Source organism: Lutibacter sp. HS1-25, from assembly GCF_004121075.1.
GTDB lineage: Bacteria > Bacteroidota > Bacteroidia > Flavobacteriales > Flavobacteriaceae > Lutibacter.
Genome location: NZ_RHLN01000028.1, coordinates 1 through 17536, shown reverse-complemented (window position 1 = coordinate 17536; position 17536 = coordinate 1). Strand labels below are relative to the sequence as shown.

The 17536-nt window shown below is 30.8% G+C and carries 16 protein-coding genes; 9 read left to right on the top strand and 7 right to left on the bottom strand.

Going from position 1 to position 17536, the window contains the following annotated elements:
- Window positions 1-2099: hypothetical protein (locus EC396_RS10455; protein ID WP_205757941.1), on the bottom strand; the 2099-nt coding region annotated here is incomplete at its 3' end.
- Window positions 2100-2370: 271 nt separating this feature from the next.
- Between EC396_RS10455 and EC396_RS10450 the strand changes: the two genes are divergently transcribed.
- Both EC396_RS10450 and EC396_RS10445 read left to right on the top strand, forming a co-directional pair.
- Window positions 2371-5415, top strand: a complete 3045-nt coding sequence (locus EC396_RS10450; RefSeq protein ID WP_129366648.1) for a two-component regulator propeller domain-containing protein — start codon at window positions 2371-2373, stop codon at window positions 5413-5415.
- Between the two features lie 42 nt (window positions 5416-5457).
- On the top strand, window positions 5458-6075 hold the full coding sequence (locus EC396_RS10445; RefSeq protein ID WP_129366647.1) for a response regulator: 618 nt from the start codon (window positions 5458-5460) through the stop codon (window positions 6073-6075).
- Window positions 6076-6135: 60 nt separating this feature from the next.
- Here EC396_RS10445 and EC396_RS10440 read toward each other — a convergent pair whose 3' ends face one another.
- Genes EC396_RS10440 through EC396_RS10430 form a run of 3 tightly spaced genes read right to left on the bottom strand, consistent with a single transcriptional unit; the run spans window position 6136 to window position 8555 of the window.
- The gene (locus EC396_RS10440; RefSeq protein WP_129366646.1) at window positions 6136-6624 is read right to left on the bottom strand and encodes a GNAT family N-acetyltransferase; all 489 of its coding nucleotides are present in this window, start codon (window positions 6622-6624) and stop codon (window positions 6136-6138) included.
- A 22-nt stretch (window positions 6625-6646) separates the two neighbouring features.
- The gene (locus tag EC396_RS10435; RefSeq protein ID WP_129366645.1) at window positions 6647-8254 is read right to left on the bottom strand and encodes an ABC transporter substrate-binding protein; all 1608 of its coding nucleotides are present in this window, start codon (window positions 8252-8254) and stop codon (window positions 6647-6649) included.
- Window positions 8238-8555, bottom strand: coding sequence for an antibiotic biosynthesis monooxygenase (locus EC396_RS10430; RefSeq protein WP_129366644.1), 318 nt, complete (start codon window positions 8553-8555; stop codon window positions 8238-8240). Before EC396_RS10430 ends, EC396_RS10435 begins: the two co-directional genes overlap by 17 nt.
- Before the next feature lie 48 nt (window positions 8556-8603).
- Between EC396_RS10430 and mtaB the strand changes: the two genes are divergently transcribed.
- The 6 genes from mtaB (at window position 8604) to EC396_RS10400 (ending at window position 12918) form a co-directional block, all read left to right on the top strand.
- On the top strand, window positions 8604-9938 hold the full coding sequence (mtaB, locus tag EC396_RS10425; protein ID WP_129366643.1) for a tRNA (N(6)-L-threonylcarbamoyladenosine(37)-C(2))-methylthiotransferase MtaB: 1335 nt from the start codon (window positions 8604-8606) through the stop codon (window positions 9936-9938).
- An 11-nt stretch (window positions 9939-9949) separates the two neighbouring features.
- A complete protein-coding gene (locus EC396_RS10420; RefSeq protein WP_129366642.1) occupies window positions 9950-10591 on the top strand; it encodes a MarC family protein in 642 nt (213 codons plus the stop codon).
- Window positions 10591-11250 carry an alpha/beta hydrolase gene (locus EC396_RS10415; protein WP_129366641.1) on the top strand — a complete coding sequence of 220 codons (660 nt, stop codon included), beginning with the start codon at window positions 10591-10593 and terminating at the stop codon, window positions 11248-11250. The genes EC396_RS10420 and EC396_RS10415 overlap by 1 nt, the downstream gene beginning before the upstream one ends.
- A 78-nt stretch (window positions 11251-11328) precedes the next feature.
- Window positions 11329-12237: a lytic transglycosylase domain-containing protein gene (locus tag EC396_RS10410; RefSeq protein WP_129366640.1), complete on the top strand. Its 909-nt coding sequence runs from the start codon at window positions 11329-11331 to the stop codon at window positions 12235-12237.
- A 7-nt stretch (window positions 12238-12244) separates the two neighbouring features.
- The gene (locus EC396_RS10405; RefSeq protein WP_129366639.1) at window positions 12245-12622 is read left to right on the top strand and encodes a sulfite exporter TauE/SafE family protein; all 378 of its coding nucleotides are present in this window, start codon (window positions 12245-12247) and stop codon (window positions 12620-12622) included.
- A 47-nt stretch (window positions 12623-12669) separates the two neighbouring features.
- Window positions 12670-12918, top strand: a complete 249-nt coding sequence (locus tag EC396_RS10400) for a DUF1456 family protein (protein WP_129366638.1) — start codon at window positions 12670-12672, stop codon at window positions 12916-12918.
- Between the two features lie 130 nt (window positions 12919-13048).
- On the opposite strand, the gene EC396_RS10395 is transcribed toward EC396_RS10400, so the two are convergent.
- The 3 genes from EC396_RS10395 to mnmA all read right to left on the bottom strand — a co-directional run bounded on the left by EC396_RS10395 (window position 13049) and on the right by mnmA (window position 16862).
- Window positions 13049-13984, bottom strand: a complete 936-nt coding sequence (locus tag EC396_RS10395) for a nitronate monooxygenase family protein (RefSeq protein WP_129366637.1) — start codon at window positions 13982-13984, stop codon at window positions 13049-13051.
- Between the two features lies 1 nt (window position 13985).
- Window positions 13986-15605, bottom strand: coding sequence for a S8 family serine peptidase (locus tag EC396_RS10390; protein ID WP_240665686.1), 1620 nt, complete (start codon window positions 15603-15605; stop codon window positions 13986-13988).
- A gap of 69 nt (window positions 15606-15674) precedes the next feature.
- Window positions 15675-16862, bottom strand: coding sequence for a tRNA 2-thiouridine(34) synthase MnmA (gene mnmA / locus EC396_RS10385; protein WP_129366636.1), 1188 nt, complete (start codon window positions 16860-16862; stop codon window positions 15675-15677).
- A 369-nt stretch (window positions 16863-17231) separates the two neighbouring features.
- Here mnmA and EC396_RS10380 point away from each other — a divergent pair.
- Window positions 17232-17536, top strand: a 305-nt coding sequence (locus EC396_RS10380; RefSeq protein WP_205757940.1) for a fasciclin domain-containing protein, incomplete at its 3' end; no start/stop codon positions are given.

The following is a 17536-nucleotide window of genomic DNA, read 5'->3' as shown; positions in this document are numbered from 1 at the left end:
AAACTTAAGATACCACAAGCATCATTTGAACCATTGTCGATATCTGTAGCGGTTATGGAAGCATTTCCAAATTCATCCAACTGAACTGTGATGTCTTTTGCAAGTGCCTGAGGAAGTACATTGTCTTCAATAGTAACAATTGCATCACAAGAACTTGAAACCCCATTGATGTCTGTAATTGTTAAAGTAACTGTATTTTCACCAATATCATTACAAGTAAAATCGGTTTTAGATAAAGTTAGAGTCTGCAAACCACAATCTGCTGTACTGCCATTGTCAATATCAGTAGTTAATAAAGTTGCATTACCAGTTGCATCTAAAGAGATTATTGCAGTTTTACAAATAGCAACTGGCTCTGCACAAGCCGCCTCATAAGTAACACGTAATAACGATGCATTTGTATCAAAGGTTTTTATTTGTGCAGCTCCAGAAGTATTATTTCCTGATTGCAACCCAATTTGAAAATAATCATTTGGCAATAATGTTTGTAACCTTGAATTTGCCGTTGTATTTAGAGTTATATAAGGTGCCTGACCAACATTTGCATAATTTGTAGCTCCAAGAGTCCCTCCTCCTGAAATACTATTATATTGAGACGAATTTGTTGAAGTTGTATAATCTCCTGGAGAACTTGATGAATATATATAAGTATATAAATTACTTGTATACCCTCCAGAAATATTGGCGCTAAATTCAACACCATTAATTGTAGTATTATCGGGTATTGAGCTGGTATTGTATTTAATCCAACCCTTATAATAATCTTGATAATATTGTCTTTGATAGTAAGTATGATAATGACCGCTCCAGCCCCAACCCCAATGATAATATCTATAACAATAAGTATCTCCAATATTATAACTATAATATCTATTAAGTGAAATTCTTGCACTAACATTATTATAAGCATTATACGTTACCGCAGTTATATCTGCATAGCCACATTCAGATGGACTATAATATCTTTCATAATCTTGCCAAATATATCCTGATGTATTGCCATTTAACACAATAGTTGGATCAATAATAACAGGATAAGTTCTTTCATTTAACCATTGCGCTGAAACCTTTGTAATTATTTGATATTTGTTAGTTTGTGCATTTAATTTTGTTAGTTCAAAACTCGCAAAATTGGCATCAGCCATTATTTGCACTTCATTTTCTTCATAAACTTGTGGTGCAGGAATTTCAAGATAAACTTCATTATTTTCATTTAGCACAACCAAACCAGTTAGATTTTGATCAAATTCAATTCTCCAATTAGCTGGTAATTCAACTTCTTCGCCAAAAAACAAAAAATCTGTTCCTTCAGGAATTAAAGGCTTTTCATTTAAAATTATATTGTGCTTGATTTTGTCTTCTTGTACAATATATTGGTTGTCTATAGAAGGTATCACATTTAAATAGGTAATGGTATTTTGATTAACAATGGGCATTGTTTTTTTAAATTCTTTTGAATTAAGAACTTCACCCCTGCTATTCACCCAACTCATTTTTAGGTTTTTACCCATTACCAATTCGTTTTTAGGTGTGGCAATTTTAATACCTAACATTGAAACATCTAATGGAAACCACGATTTTAAATTATTTTTAATATTTGCATATAGATATGCTTCTCTATCGCTTGGCGTTAATATTGTTGAAATGTCATCCCATTCACCTTGATCGTTTCTATAATGCACAGAAACTGGAGACAAAATGGCGTCAATGGTTTTGCCATCAGCTCTTAAATAATGCTTCGCAGTACGATCCCTTTTAGCTAAAATCTCACTTTCCGGATTTACTTTAAAATTATTTATTTTTGATTCAGCAATATTTTTGGTTGCATCAATTTTCAACTTTTCAGGAATAACTGCTGATAGAAAATCGGAAAAACTAACATTTTCTTTATTAGGATAAGTGTCATTTTCTTCTTGATCACATTCATTCTTAAACAGTAAATAATCAGGTGAATTCTGAAATTCTTCTGACAGTATATTTTTAGATTCAAAATTAGGCATTGATTCATTTGCTTCATCGTTTTTTAATGAATCAACAATTAATAATGAAAATAATAAACATACAAATACACTGAAAACCTTTAGGTAATTGTTTTTCATAATAAAATAGTTTTAGTTAGTAGTTTTATACTTCTTTTGAATTCAAGAAAATTCAAAAAAAAATGTTTTAAAATCATTGGTGGGGTCAATGAAATTTGATTTTAATTTTTTAGTGGGGTATAAAATAAGTGTAGCAATTTTCCTCTATTCAAATATAGTATCAACTTGTATTAAAGTAAATACCTAAATGTTGGTATATTTTATATGCCTAATTTTATTAACTTAAGGCCGTATTATTTTAAATACTTCTTTTGAATATTCCTATTATTTTATGAACAGATTTGTCCTAATATATTTTGCGCTCTTTATTAATTGTTTAAGTTCTCAAACAATTGAACAATCAGACACGCTGAATGTTAACTATATAGGGCAAGAACACGGTCTTTTACAACTAAATGTTAAAGATATTGCACAAGATGAGTTGGGTTATTTATGGGCTGGTACTGAAGATGGCTTACTTAGATTTAATGGATACGAATTTAAAGCTTATTTACACAACCCATTAGACAGTACTTCTATACAAGATGATCACATAAGAGGGTTGGTTTTTACAAAAGACACCTTGTGGATTGCAACAAACTCTAAAGGTATTTCAGGATTTATTCCTTCAGAAAATCGATTTTTTAGTCTAATTAAAAGTGAAAATAAAGACCTAAACATCAGTTATAAAATTTTGCATCTTGGTAAAAATAATTTACTTTTTTCTGTTAAAAACAATTTAATTCTTTTTAATAGAACTTCTAAAAACAGTACAGTAATTAAGTTACCTAAAACAACAAAAGAAAGCTATATTTCAGCCATTTTAAAAATAGACAATAACAATTATTGGTTAGCAAACACTACTGGGGTTCTTGAACTTAATACAAAAACTTACAATGTTAAAAAAACAAACATATTAGAAGGTAAAAACATAAAATGTTTTTTTAAAAACGACAATAACATTTATATTGGCACTGAAGATGGTTTGTTTATTTACAATAATTTAAATCAAAAAATTAGTAAAACAACTTTTACATTTTCAATTAATTGTTTCAATAAATTAGATAGCAGTCATTTTTACATAGGCACATCCAAAGGATTGTTTTTATATGATATTTTGGAAGAAAGCATTTCTCCTTTTGTTTTAAAAATGAAACAAAACAAGCTTCAAAAAAATATTGATATCAATCAAATTATCAACGACCAAAATGGAAACCTATGGATTGGTTCAGATGGAGATGGCATGTTTCATTACAATGCTTATCAAAAAAAGTTCAATACCTTAAAAATTTCGTTAAAAGAATATCCATTAATCAATAATATTAGCTCTTTTCAGTTTTTAAAGGGAAAAGATTCTACTTTATGGATCGGAACCAAATATGGTGTTGTAAAATATTTTTATAAAAACAAAACTTTTAAACTTTATAACACCAAAGAAAACCCATTAATTTATACTATTACTAAAGACAAAAACAATACTATTTGGTGTGGTGGTTTTACAACAGGTTTGTTAAAATATGATGCCAATACTGATTCTTTTAAAAAAATAACAAGCATTAAAAATAATTTACCTGATAATGACATTATAGACATTATCCCCATTGATAACAATACGCTTTGGGTTGCGACTTGGGCTGGAGGAATTCATAAGTATGACATAAAAAATGAAGAATTTGAAGAAGTTTTTATTTATGGAAAAAGAATCAACAGGGCAAGAACTTCATTAATAGATACCAAAGGAAATATTTGGTTAGGAACTGATGAAGGTGTTTTTAAAATAGCTAAATCTGGAAATATTCTAAACTATAATGAAGATGGTGCATTAGACCAAAAATTAAGTGGAAACAGAATTTTTAACATTAAGGAAGATTATATTGGAAATATTTGGATAGGCACAAATACTGGACTTACAAAATTAGATGTTAAACAAAACAAAACAACTCTTTTTTATAAACAAAAAGGATTGCCAAATGACTTTATATATTCAATTTTAATAACTAAAAACAATGAAATATGGGTAAGTACAAATTATGGAATTTCTGTTTTAAATACCCAAACAAACGAATTTAAAAATTATACTACTAGTGATGGTTTACAAAACAACGAGTTTAATGGAAAAGCTGGTTATAAAGATGAATTTGAAAACTTTTACTTTGGAGGAATTTCTGGTATTAATATTTTTAAAACCAATAATATTCAGGAAAATCCCCACATTCCTAAAATTTACATAGAATCTGTTGATTTATTCAACGCTTCTCTTCAAAAAAATGAATTATACAAAAAAGTACTGAAATTTAAACATAATGAAAATGTAATTACTTTCAATTTTTCAGCACTAAACTATTTAAATCCAGAAAAATGTAGTTATACTTATATGTTAGAAGGTTTTGACAATAACTGGCGACCTATAACAACAGCAAGAAGTACAACATATACAAACTTAAATCCCGGTAAATACACATTTAAAGTAAAAGCAAGTAATGATGTTAATGTATGGAATGAAATTCCTGCATCGATAGATATTGTTATCATCCCTCCTTGGTACAAAACCATACTATTCAGATTCACTTTTATCACATTATTTTTACTAAGTGGTATCTTTTTTTATTTCTACAAAACAAACAAACTAAAAAAAGACAAACTAAAATTAGAAAAAATAGTTACACAAAGAACCCAGGAAATATTAGATAAAAATATAGCCTTAAAATTAGCATACAACAATGCTGAAAAACAGCGAGATAGCATTAAATTTTTAATGAGAGAATTAACACATCGTGTAAAAAACAACCTTCAAATAATTTCAAGCTTATTAAATATTCAAGCAAATACCATAGAAAATAAAGAAGCTATTGATGCTTTAAAAATTGCTAAAAACAGAATTTTAGCAATTGCGCATCTAGAAAGTAAAATAGCAATTGATAAGGAAACGGTAAAAATTGACGAATTTATCAAGGAATTGTCTCAAAGTATCATAACAGCACTTTCAGATGATGAAAAACTGAAATTCAATGTTATTTACGATTTAGATGATGTGTACATTAAAAAAATAAACACCACTATGATAGGTTTGATATTGAATGAATTGATTACCAATACTACAAAATATGCTTTTGCTGACTTTAAACCCGAAAATAAATTAAGTATCAGTTGTAAAGTTCATAAAAACGCTTTAAAACTTATTATAAGCGATAATGGTAAGGGTTATTCTCAAAATAAAAATATACACCCAAAATCTTTAGGAATTGAATTGGTTACTGAAATGGTAAAGCAATTAAATGCCACAATTACAATAAATTCAACAAAAGGCACAGAAAACATTATTGAAATTCCAATTTAATTATTAAATTACTCATTATTACTATTAGTAACACCCCTAGAAATGATAAAAATTTTACTTATTGAAGATGAATTTATAATTGCAAAAGACATTGATATTTTATTAAGTAAAAACAATTTTGCATCTGTAGACTATGCCAGTAATTATGATACTGCATTGGATTTATTTGTAAAAAATTCTTACCATTTAATTATATCAGACATCAATCTAAATAACAAAAAAGATGGTATTGAAATCGTCACAGAATTTAGTAAAATAAAAAAGGTTCCTGTTGTATATTTAACCGCTTATTCTGATTTAGATATTGTTAAACGTGCTGAAAAAACAATGCCATTTGCCTATATATTAAAGCCTTACAATAACAACCAACTAAAAGCTACCATAAATTTGGCTTTATTAAACTTTAACAAACAAAACGTTGCGATCTCAGAAAATGAAGAAAATACAACCAAATTAAAGTTTTTAACTATTCGCGAAAAAGAAGTACTTATTTCTTTATCTTCTGGTAAAATAACCAAAGAAATTGCTGAAGAATTAAGTATTTCTAATCATACCGTTGAGCAACACAAAAAAAATATTAAAAAAAAATTAAATCTCACAACTGTTGGAGAACTGATAAATTTTACAATGTCAACTCAACTATTTCAATTGTTTAAATAAAATTATAGAAACCCTGTACTAAAAAATTCAACATATGCAATAATAACACTTTAGTTGTGCTTATAATTCATTTCTCAATACCCAATAACCAACATCAATCCATTTGTTAAATTTATAACCTACTTCTTTAAATTCGGCCACTTTTTTAAAACCGAATTTTTCATGCAAAGCTATACTGGCTTCATTAGGTAGTGAAATTCCTCCAATAACAACGTGTATATTTATTTCATACAAACGCTTTAACAATTCGGTATACAACAAAGATCCAATGCCTTTATGTGTGATTTTCGGATTTAAATAAATAGAGCTTTCAACCGTAAATTTATAAGCTGTTCTTGGTTTCCAATCGCCACCATAAGCATAACCTAAAATCTCATTATTTTCTTCAAAAACAATAAATGGAAATTTAGCACAAACTGTTTTTATTTTATGCTCCATTGCTTCCTTAGTTACCAAATCTTCATCAAAAGTAACAATGGTTTTTTCAATATAATAATTGTAAATGGCTGCAATTGCAGCTGCATCTTCTAATTTTGCATTTCTAATCATTTTACCAAATCTATTTTTTAAATCACTTACTCTTTTTTACCCGTTTTAAATCTAAATGATTGATTGGGTTGATTCCCAAACCACTCACATTTTTTTGTGTAAAACGCACAACTTCATCATAATACAAAGGAATAACTGCTGCCGATGCCATAACCAAGCTATCCATTTTTTGATACAAAACACGTCGTTTTAAATCGTTTGTCGTTTTTATGGCAGTTTCATACAAATCATCAAATTTTTTATTGCTATAGTGCGTGTAGTTAGGACCGTGGGGCGAAAAGTTTTTACTATGAAAAATAAACAAATAGTTTTCTGCATCCGGATAATCGGCAACCCAGCTACCTCTAAAAATACTCAATTGTCCGTTTACTTTTGTTTGTCTTAATGTTGAAGGCGGCATAACATCAATATTTACCTGCAAGCCCGTTTTTTGAACTTCACGCTGAATGTATTCGCACAAATCCAAATACTGACTGTTGGTGCTTATGGTAATTGAAGGTGATGTATTGCCTGTTTCTGCAATATATGCTTGCACCAATTCTTTGGCTTTTTTTGGTTGATAAGTATAACCTTCCATATTGTTAAACGAAGGCAATCCTTTAGGTATAAAACCATTAACAGCAGGTGTTCCAATACCGTTTCGCAAATACAAAATCATTTTTTTACGATCAAATCCGTAATTAACTGCTTGTCGTATTTTAAGAGAATGCACTTCTTGCTCTGTAGCATCTAAATAAACCCCAAGATATTCTGTATTTAAATACGGACTTGTAAGCATATCAATTTTATTGGTATGATTTGCTTTTAATTTGCCATCGGTTGTTAATAAATCATCTTTATAAGAAGCATCAATACTACTCATAAAATCAATATTTCCTTGTATAAATTGCAAAAACTCACTTTGCTTGTCGGGTAAAAAAGTAATTGCAACAGCTTCTAAATAGGGCAATTGATTTCCGTTGGTATCTTTTTCAAAATACATGTTGTTTTTTCTAAAAACCAGTTTGGTATTTTCAACCCATAATTTAAACTGAAAAGGTCCTGTACCAATAGGATTTGATCTAAAATCGGTTCCATAAAAATCAACCACTTCTTTGGGTACAACCGAGCAGTATTTCATACTCATTAAACTTAAAAATGGTGGAAACGGTTGTTTTAGCTCAACTACAAAAGTCGTGTCGTTGGTAGCTTCAAAATGTGCTACAAATTCCAACACCCATTTCCCAGGTGAAGCGACTTTAGGATCTAATAAACGATTGAAACTATACTCAAAATCTTTGGCAACCACATTTCTTGTTGAATCTTTTCCAAATAAAATATGTTTGTGAAACTTTACATTGTTTTTTAGATAAAAAGTATAGATTTTTCCATCTTCAGAAATAGTCCAGGAATGTGCAATATCTGGTTGTACTTCCAATTTTTCATCCAATTGTACCAAACTGTTAAACAATTGATTGGTTACCCAAATGGTACGCAAATCTTTAGCAAATGCTGGGTCTAAAGTGGTAATATTAGCGTGTTCATTATATCTAAAAACCTGTGATTCATCATAATTATGAGGTTCGTTTTTACAAGAAACCAGCAAGCAACAACCAATAACCAACAACCAAAACCTATTTTTCAAAACCATATTCGTGTTCTACTTTACAAATTCGTAATTGGTATTTTTTATACCACAATGTCCTACCCTTTTCGCGTGCTTCTGTATGTTCAAAATTGTTTTTCCATTTGCCAATAGCTTCTAAACTTTCCCAATACGAAACCGTAATACCAATTTCATTTCTTGCAGATTCCAATCCTAAATAACCCTCTTGTAATTTTGCCAAATCTTCCATTCTTTGGGCAGTTTCTGCATAACCATCATCAACAGTGGTTCTTATGGTCGAAAAAATAACAGCGTAATAAGGTGGTTTTGGTGTATTTGCAATCATATTATAAAAATAAAATTCTGTATTTTTGCATTCGATAAATGTACAAGAATGAGCGCACAAAAAAAAGTGGCATTTTACACCTTGGGATGTAAATTAAATTTTTCTGAAACTTCAACCATTGCACGAAGCTTTTTAGGAGAAGGTTTTAGTCGTGTTGAATTTGATGAAAAGGCTGATATTTATGTAATTAACACCTGTTCGGTAACAGATAATGCAGACAAACGATTTAAATCTATTGTAAAATCGGCTTTAAAACAAAATGAGAATGCTTTTTTAATTGCCATAGGTTGTTATGCGCAATTAAAACCAGAAGAATTGGCAGCTGTTGATGGTGTTGATTTGGTGTTGGGAGCTACCGAAAAATTTAAAGTAACCGATTATATCAACGATCTTACTAAAAATGATTTGGGTGAAGTGCATTCGTGCGAAATAGAAGAAGCCGATTTTTATGTAGGCTCCTATTCTATTGGCGACAGAACGCGTGCTTTTTTAAAAGTACAAGATGGTTGCGATTATAAATGTACTTATTGCACCATCCCTTTAGCTCGTGGAATTTCACGAAGCGACACACTTGAAAATGTATTACAAAATGCCAAAGAAATTTCAGAAAAAGGCATTAAAGAAATTGTATTGACTGGTGTAAACATTGGCGATTATGGTAAAGGTGAATTTGGAAACAAAAAACACGAACATACTTTTTACGAGTTGGTTCAGGCATTGGATACGGTTGAAGGTATTAGTCGTGTTAGAATTTCATCTATTGAACCAAATTTATTAACCAATGAAACCATTGATTTTGTTTCAAAGTCCAATAGTTTTGTCCCTCATTTCCACATTCCGTTGCAAAGCGGTAGCGACACTTTGTTAAAATTAATGAAGCGAAGGTATTTAAAAGAAACCTACGACAACCGTGTTGAAGCCATTAAAAAAACAATGCCAAATGCCTGTATTGGGGTTGATGTGATTGTTGGTTTTCCGGGTGAAACAGACGAGTTATTTTTAGAGACTTACAATTATTTAAATCAGTTAGATATTAGCTATTTACACGTTTTTACCTATTCTGAAAGACCAAATACAGAAGCTGTTGAAATGGAAGGCGCTGTACCTTTAAAAGTACGTGCAAAACGCAGCAAAATGTTGCGTGGCTTGTCTGTTAAAAAACGTAGGGCTTTTTATGAAAGTCAGTTAGGAAATGACTTAACCGTATTATTTGAAAGTGAAAATAAAGAAGGATTTATTCACGGTTTTACACAAAATTATGTAAAAGTAAAAACACCTTGGAATCCGGAACTGGTAAACACCTTACACCCTGTTAAATTAACAAAAATTGATGAGGATGGCTTGGTAAGATTTGATTGGATTGAAATTCCTGCAACACACTAAAAAACAACATTTTGAACGAATTATATACGTTTTCTTTACTGGCTTTTACCGCTTTTTTTACCATCATAAATCCTTTGGGTACCATGCCTATATTTATGAGTATGACTGCATCTTTAAGTAAAGAGCGACGCAAACAAACAGCAAAAAAAGCAACCATAGTAGCCTTTTTTACAGTTATAGCATTTGCTTTTTCAGGTCAGGTATTGTTTAATTTTTTTGGAATATCAGTCAATAGTTTTAGAATTGTAGGTGGATTGATTTTTTTTATGATGGGTTGGGATATGTTACAAGCCCGATTGGGACAATTTAAACATACCGATGATGAAGAACAATTGGATGCTTATGTTGAAGATATTTCTATTACACCACTTGCAATTCCTATGATTTGCGGACCAGGAGCTATTACCAATGCCATTATTTTAATGGAAGATGCCGATAATTATCAGCAAAAAATTGTACTTATAGCTACCATTGCATTTGTTTTATTATTAACCTATTGGGTATTGGTTGGCGCAAGTAAAATTACTGAAAAATTAGGCTCAACAGGCAATAAGGTAATGATGCGTTTGATGGGATTGATAGTAATGGTAATTGCTGTAGAATTTTTCTTTAGTGGTTTAAAGCCTATTATTTTGGGTATTATGAAAGGCTAATGGAAACAACTAAAATACATATCTATTTTGTACCTGGCCTTGCTGCTAGTTCAAAAATATTTGAGTATTTAAGACTTCCCGAAGCTAAATTTGAATTGCATTTTATTGAATGGCTAATGCCCTTGTCGGAAAACGAACCTCTTGAAGCTTATGCAAAACGCATGGCTGCATTGGTTTTAGAAAACAATCCTGTTTTAGTGGGCGTTTCATTTGGCGGTATTATGGTTCAGGAAATGAGCAAACATCTAAAACCGCAAAAAACAATTATCATTTCAAGTATTAAAAGCAATAAAGAGTTGGCTATAAGTTTAAAAATCATAAAACAAACAAAAGCCTACAAACTTTTTCCTGCAAAAGCAATTTCAACAATTGAAGATTTTTCGATGCTAGCTTTTGGTGAATTTGTTAAAAAAAGAATGGCGCTTTATCAAAAATACCTGTCTGTAAGAGATAAAACTTATTTAACCTGGGCAATAGCCAACGTTTTAAACTGGAAACAGACTGAACCGCTAAAAGATTGCATCCACATTCACGGTACAAACGACCATATTTTTCCAATAAAATATATCGATAATTGTATTGAAGTTAAAAACGGAACGCATATTATGATTATCAACAAGGCCAAAACAATTGGCAAAATTTTATCAGATTTATTTTAATTGTTAAAATCGTTTTATATTATCTTTGGATATAAAAAAATTTGTATTTTAAAAAAGAATTAAAAAAGTTGGGTAATTATGAAAAATTCTATTAAAATTTTAAGTCTGCTAGCCATTATTACCGTAAGTTCTCTGTTGATTTTTTCAGTGAATAAAGATAATAAAGTGGCTAATGAAGAAAAAAATACCAGTGAATACTATCAAATAAGAGCATTAAAACTTCCTAAGAATTTGAATTTTGCAGGAGAAGCAGTTCCTGTAAAACAAGAAGATATTAGAGAACGTATGGACCGCGAGTTACTGGTAAATACTTATTGGCAATCTAATGGCTTGATTTTAATTAAAAGAGCTCATAAATACTTCCCTATTATTGAACCTATTTTAAAGAAAAATGGCATTCCAGATGATTTTAAATATTTGGCTGTTATAGAAAGTGGTTTAGACAATGTAACCTCACCTGCCGGTGCTAGAGGTTTTTGGCAAATTATGCCAGCAACAGCAAAAGAAAGCGGCTTGGAAGTAAATGACAATGTTGATGAACGTTACAATTTAGAAAAAGCAACGCAAGCCGCCTGTGATTATTTAAACAAAGCATACAAAAAATTTGGAAACTGGACATTAACTGCTGCTTCATACAATGCTGGTATGAGTGGAATTTCAAGAAGATTGGATTCTCAATTTGTAGACAACTATTACGACTTATTATTAGCCGATGAAACTGAACGCTATTTACTTAGAATAGTAGCTGTTAAAGAAATTTTAAACAACCCAAAAAGCTACGGATTTATTTTTGATAATGAAGATTTGTACGTTTTAGAACCTACAAAAACAATCAAAGTTGATACCGTAATTACTGATATTGCATTGTTTTCTAAAAACCTGGGCATCAATTATAAAATTATGAAAATTCACAATCCTTGGTTGCGTGAAAATAAACTGAACAACAGTTCCAGAAAATTATATGAAATAAAAATTCCTTTAGACTAAAATGAAAATGACAGTATCAACAATTATTCTCCTAGTTATCGTTGGACTTGCAGCTGGTATTTTAAGCGGACTTGTAGGTGTTGGCGGAGGCATTATTATGGTGCCTCTTTTTGTATTTGCTTTAGGCTTAACACAACACAATGCACAAGGCTTAAGCTTGGCTGTTATGTTACCTCCTGTTACCATTTTTGCTGTTTATAATTACCATACCGCTGGAGATGGCAATAATATAAATTGGTGGGCAGCTACTTTAGTTGCTGTACTTTTTGTACTTGGTGGCTATTTGGGTTCTAAATTAGCATTGCAAATTGACCAACGTACGTTAAAAAAAATATTTGGTGGTTTTATGTTATTGGTAGCGCTTAAATTAATTTTTACCAAATAACAAGCTGTAAAGCTTTTCAATACAATTTCTATCTATATATTTGCCAAATGGGATTATCAAATAACGACATTTTAAAAAAGTTACGTGTTGCGCATAAATTACGCGACACCGATATTGTTGCAATCTGCAAATTGGTAGATTTTAATGTAACTAAAAGCGAATTGGGAGCCATTTTTAGAAATGAAACGCACGAAAAATATATGGAATGCGGAGACCAATTGTTACGCAACTTTTTAAACGGATTAATTATTCATTTGCGAGGACCAATGCCTCCAAAACAAGAAACTAAAAATTAATTTTAAAAAGTTAAACCCTTATTAAAGCACTTGTTTTATAATGGTTTTACTTTAAACAAACAAAATTGTATCGAGAAGTATTTAATATTCTCGATACAATTTTTAAGTAAAAAGCAAGGTTAATCTGATCTTAACAAAAAGATTTTTTTACAGTTTCAAATTCTTCTACAATTTCTTTTACAATAGCTGCAACTGGTTTAATTTCATGAATTAGCCCAGCTACTTGCCCTATTTCTAATTCACCTGCATCTAAATCACCTTCAAACATCCCTTTTTTAGCCCTACCCTTACCCAATTTTTCTTTCAATTGCTCAACGGTTGCTTTTTGCTGACACAAAGCTTGAACTTCATTAAAAAATTGATTTTTAATTAAACGTACAGGCGCTAACTCTTTCAATGTTAAATGCGTATCTCCATCTTGCGCTTTTACAACAGCTTCTTTAAAATTGATATGAGATGATGCTTCTTCACTTGCTACAAACCTACTTCCAATTTGAACACCATCAGCACCTAAAACCATTGCAGCCAACATGCCTCTTCCTGTTGCAATTCCACCAGCAGCAATTAAAGGAATTTTTAATTTTTCTTTTACCATTGGAATCAAAGTTAAGGTTGTTGTTTCTTCCCTTCCATTGTGTCCTCCGGCTTCAAAACCTTCAGCAACTACCGCATCTACACCAGCTTCTTGAGATTTTAAAGCAAATTTTACACTACTTACAACGTGTACTACCGTAATGCCTTTTTCTTTTAAATAAGCAGTCCATGTTTTTGGATTTCCTGCGGAAGTAAATACAATTTTAACACCTTCTTCAATAATTATTTGAATAATTTCTTCCAAATTAGGATACAACATTGGCACATTTACACCGAAAGGATTTTGGGTTGCTTTTTTACATTTCTGAATGTGTTCTCGCAAAACTTCAGGATACATAGAACCTGCACCAATTAAACCCAATCCGCCTGCGTTGCTAACTGCCGAAGCCAATTTCCAACCACTATTCCAAACCATTCCTCCCTGAACAATTGGGTACTTTATATTGAATAATTTTGTAATGTTATTTTCCATATTAATTTTTTAATATTTTAATTGTTTCTATTTTATTATTGTATAAAATCTTTACCAAATACAAGCCGCTTTTTAAAAACGAAATATCCAATTCTGGTTCTGTAATACTTATATTTTTATCTAAAATAATTTGAGCTAATTCATTTATAACTAAAATGTTAAAGTTACCCATATCATTTGGTAGTTTAAATTTTAGTTTAGCCGTTACAGGATTAGGAAAAAGTATAATTCCATTTAATTCTGAATTATAATTGAGGGTATCAAGTGTGTTATAAACCGATTCAAAATTTGGTATACCATACCCCATATGATTGGTTGGATTCAAAAATAAATGAGCCGATTCTTTTACCAATTGTACAATTTCAGCATTTGATTTATCTGGAAAAGCCTGCCACAAACAAGTAATTACACCTGTTAAAACCGGAGACGCAAAAGAGGTTCCGTTTGAAGTTACTACATTACCAAATTGATCTACAATATAAACCCCAGCACCTTGCGCACAAATATCTGGTTTTACGCGTCCGTCTGAAGTTGGTCCGTAAGAACTAAAATTAGCAATTACACCCGAAGCATTTACAGCTCCAATACTCAATACAGAAGGCGCATCAGCTGGAGCACTGATATAATGCCAAGCATTTGTACCTTCGTTACCAGCTGCATTCACTACAATCATTCCCCTAGAAAATGCAATCTCAGCACCACGACTAATAAAGGTGGTTTTACCATCCATATCATTGTATGTATAATCGTAGGCAGCATTGTCAAAAGTAGTATAACCCAATGAAGTGTTTAAAACATCAACACCCAAACTATCTGCTTTTTCAGCAGCTTCAACCCAAAGACTTTCTTCCAAAGGTGTTTCATTTAGGTAATCTTCAGTAATAAATAAATAAAAATCGGCATCGGGTGCAGTTCCAACAAATTCATTGTCAACATAACCAGCAATATTAGAAAGCACAGCCATTCCGTGGTAAAAACCCGTATAAAAATCTTCACTTCTATTTACAAAATCATAGCCACCCAAAATTTGATTGTTATCCCTCATTCGTTTAAAAGCTTCAAAATTATCAACATCAGGAAAACCTGCATCCAATATGGCAATTTGCATTCCTTCACCTGTAAAATTATTTTGATGCAATACTTCGCCTTTCAACATTTTAATTTGATTGGCTGCATTTCCATAATTAAAATTGGTGGTGATTTCCAGTTTATTTTTATGCTGAAATGTTTTTTGAGAAACTTTGTTTTTTGAAGCTGTATTCAAATTTTTATCTGCAAAAACTATTTTTTCAACAAAACCAAGACTTGTTAAATTTGAAATATCAGTTTCTAAACCTTGAATATGCAAAGCATTTAACCATTTAGATTTTGCTTTTACAGTGATACCTACAGCGTTTTTAACCTGTGAAATATAAGTAGCTTCAACAGGAACATCCATAATATCTATAGGGATATTGTATCTTAACCTTCTATCAAGCGACCTTTGAGAAAGCATTGTTAAAGGATTGCTGATAAAAGAAGACTGATTGGGCTTGTCTGCAAAATACACCCAAGCATCTTGTGTTTGAGCGGTTAAATTTGCAAACCAACTGATAAATATAACAAGTAATATTTTTTTCAAACCTAATTATTAATGACTCATTCTAAAAATACTCATTTTTATGAAATGAAAATTTTAAAATAAATATACTTACGAAATTACGCCAGAACCCAACAACTCATCGTTTAAATACCAAGCAACAAATTGACCTTCGGTAATTGCAGATTGTGGGTTTTCAAATTCAACAAACAAGCCACCTTCTACTTTATATAAAACTGCTTTTTCTAATTTTTGTCGATACCTAATACGCGCTAAAACCTCCAAACTTTCACCATCTTTTAATGCTAAATCGGTACGAATCCAATGAATTTCTTCATTAGCAACAAACAAAACATTGCGATACAAACCTTTATGATCTTTACCTTCGCCTGTATAAATTACATTTTCATCAACATTGGTATCAATTACAAACAAAGGCTCTTTTGTACCTCCAACAGCCAAACCTTTACGCTGACCTTTGGTAAAATAATGCGCACCCTGATGTTTTCCTACAATTTTACCATTATTAATAGTATAAGTATATTTTTGAGCAAAAAAGCGCAACTCATCTTCTTTTGAATTGAAAGTTGGGATTGTACGATTGTAAATTTCAGAATTTGCAGGAATTTGAACAATTACCCCTTCTTTTGGTTGTAATTTTTGTTGCAAAAACTCTGGCAATCTAACTTTACCAATAAAACACAAACCTTGAGAATCTTTTTTATCGGCTGTAATTAAATCTTGTTCAGCAGCAATTTCTCTAACTTCTGGCTTAGTTAATTCGCCAATAGGAAACAACGCTGTTGACAATTGTTCTTGCGACAACTGACATAAAAAGTACGATTGATCTTTATTAGCGTCCTTACCTGCCAATAATTTATAAACAGGCGCTCCTTCAACTATTTCCTCTCCTTTTCTACAATAATGTCCGGTAGCCACATAATCTGCACCTAAATCCAAGGCTATTTTTAAAAAAACATCAAATTTAATTTCTCTATTACAAAGTACATCTGGATTTGGCGTACGGCCTTTTTCGTACTCATTAAACATATAATCAACAATACGCTCTTTGTAATCTTCACTTAAATCAACCACCTGAAATGGAATTCCCAATTTTTCAGCAACCAACATAGCATCATTACTATCCTCTAACCACGGACATTCATTAGAAATAGTAACAGAATCATCGTGCCAGTTTTTCATAAACAAGCCAATTACTTCATATCCTTGCTCTTTTAACAAATATGCAGCTACACTACTATCAACCCCACCAGAAAGTCCTACAATTACACGTTTCATTTTTTGAAAATTTTTGAAATGCAAAGTTACGCAATCCTTTTTTGAAGGAAAAGTTAATTTATACATCTTAAAAAACCAATATTTTGAAGAATTTTGTGTTAAATCAAAAACATACTTCTTAATATTTTGTTAAAGTTATCAACAATTATATTAAACAATTAATTTATTATAAGAATTGTGTTCAAAAGTAAAATTCCTTTTAAAATAGAGGTTTAACAGATAATTATAGCAGCAAAAATCCTTAACAAATTCAATTATTACAAAACTAAAAAACATATTTTGTTTAAACATTTTTAATATTTATTAAACATTGTGTTTAATTTTTTATATCTTTGCTTAAACAAAAATCAATAACTAAAATTACATATCATGAAAAATTTAAAAAACTTACTTAGCCTATTCCTTATCATTTTTATTTCTGTTAGTATCGTTTCTTGCGATGATGATGACGATGATGATAAAATGCCTGTTGAAATGAAAAATACAGTTGCCGACTTTGTGGTAGCCAACCAAGCTAATTACAGCAGTTTGTTAGCGGCACTTCAAAAAGCAAATCTTGTTGAAACTTTAAAAGGTACAGGACCATTTACAGTTTTTGCTCCAGATAATGCTGCTTTTAGCGCATTTTTAGCAAATGCTGGTTTTGCTAATTTAGATGCTGTACCTGTAGATGC

What these genes read in the sequence shown, in the direction of transcription:
- EC396_RS10440 (WP_129366646.1), bottom strand. Translation starts at nt 6,624, where the DNA reads ATGATTAGAAATGCAAAATTAGAAGATGCAGCTGCAATTGCAGCCATT.
- EC396_RS10415 (WP_129366641.1), top strand. Translation starts at nt 10,591, where the DNA reads ATGGAAACAACTAAAATACATATCTATTTTGTACCTGGCCTTGCTGCT.
- EC396_RS10445 (WP_129366647.1), top strand. Translation starts at nt 5,458, where the DNA reads ATGATAAAAATTTTACTTATTGAAGATGAATTTATAATTGCAAAAGAC.
- EC396_RS10400 (WP_129366638.1), top strand. Translation starts at nt 12,670, where the DNA reads ATGGGATTATCAAATAACGACATTTTAAAAAAGTTACGTGTTGCGCAT.
- EC396_RS10435 (WP_129366645.1), bottom strand. Translation starts at nt 8,254, where the DNA reads ATGGTTTTGAAAAATAGGTTTTGGTTGTTGGTTATTGGTTGTTGCTTG.
- EC396_RS10430 (WP_129366644.1), bottom strand. Translation starts at nt 8,555, where the DNA reads ATGATTGCAAATACACCAAAACCACCTTATTACGCTGTTATTTTTTCG.
- EC396_RS10450 (WP_129366648.1), top strand. Translation starts at nt 2,371, where the DNA reads ATGAACAGATTTGTCCTAATATATTTTGCGCTCTTTATTAATTGTTTA.
- EC396_RS10410 (WP_129366640.1), top strand. Translation starts at nt 11,329, where the DNA reads ATGAAAAATTCTATTAAAATTTTAAGTCTGCTAGCCATTATTACCGTA.
- EC396_RS10405 (WP_129366639.1), top strand. Translation starts at nt 12,245, where the DNA reads ATGACAGTATCAACAATTATTCTCCTAGTTATCGTTGGACTTGCAGCT.
- mtaB (WP_129366643.1), top strand. Translation starts at nt 8,604, where the DNA reads ATGAGCGCACAAAAAAAAGTGGCATTTTACACCTTGGGATGTAAATTA.
- EC396_RS10395 (WP_129366637.1), bottom strand. Translation starts at nt 13,984, where the DNA reads ATGGAAAATAACATTACAAAATTATTCAATATAAAGTACCCAATTGTT.
- mnmA (WP_129366636.1), bottom strand. Translation starts at nt 16,862, where the DNA reads ATGAAACGTGTAATTGTAGGACTTTCTGGTGGGGTTGATAGTAGTGTA.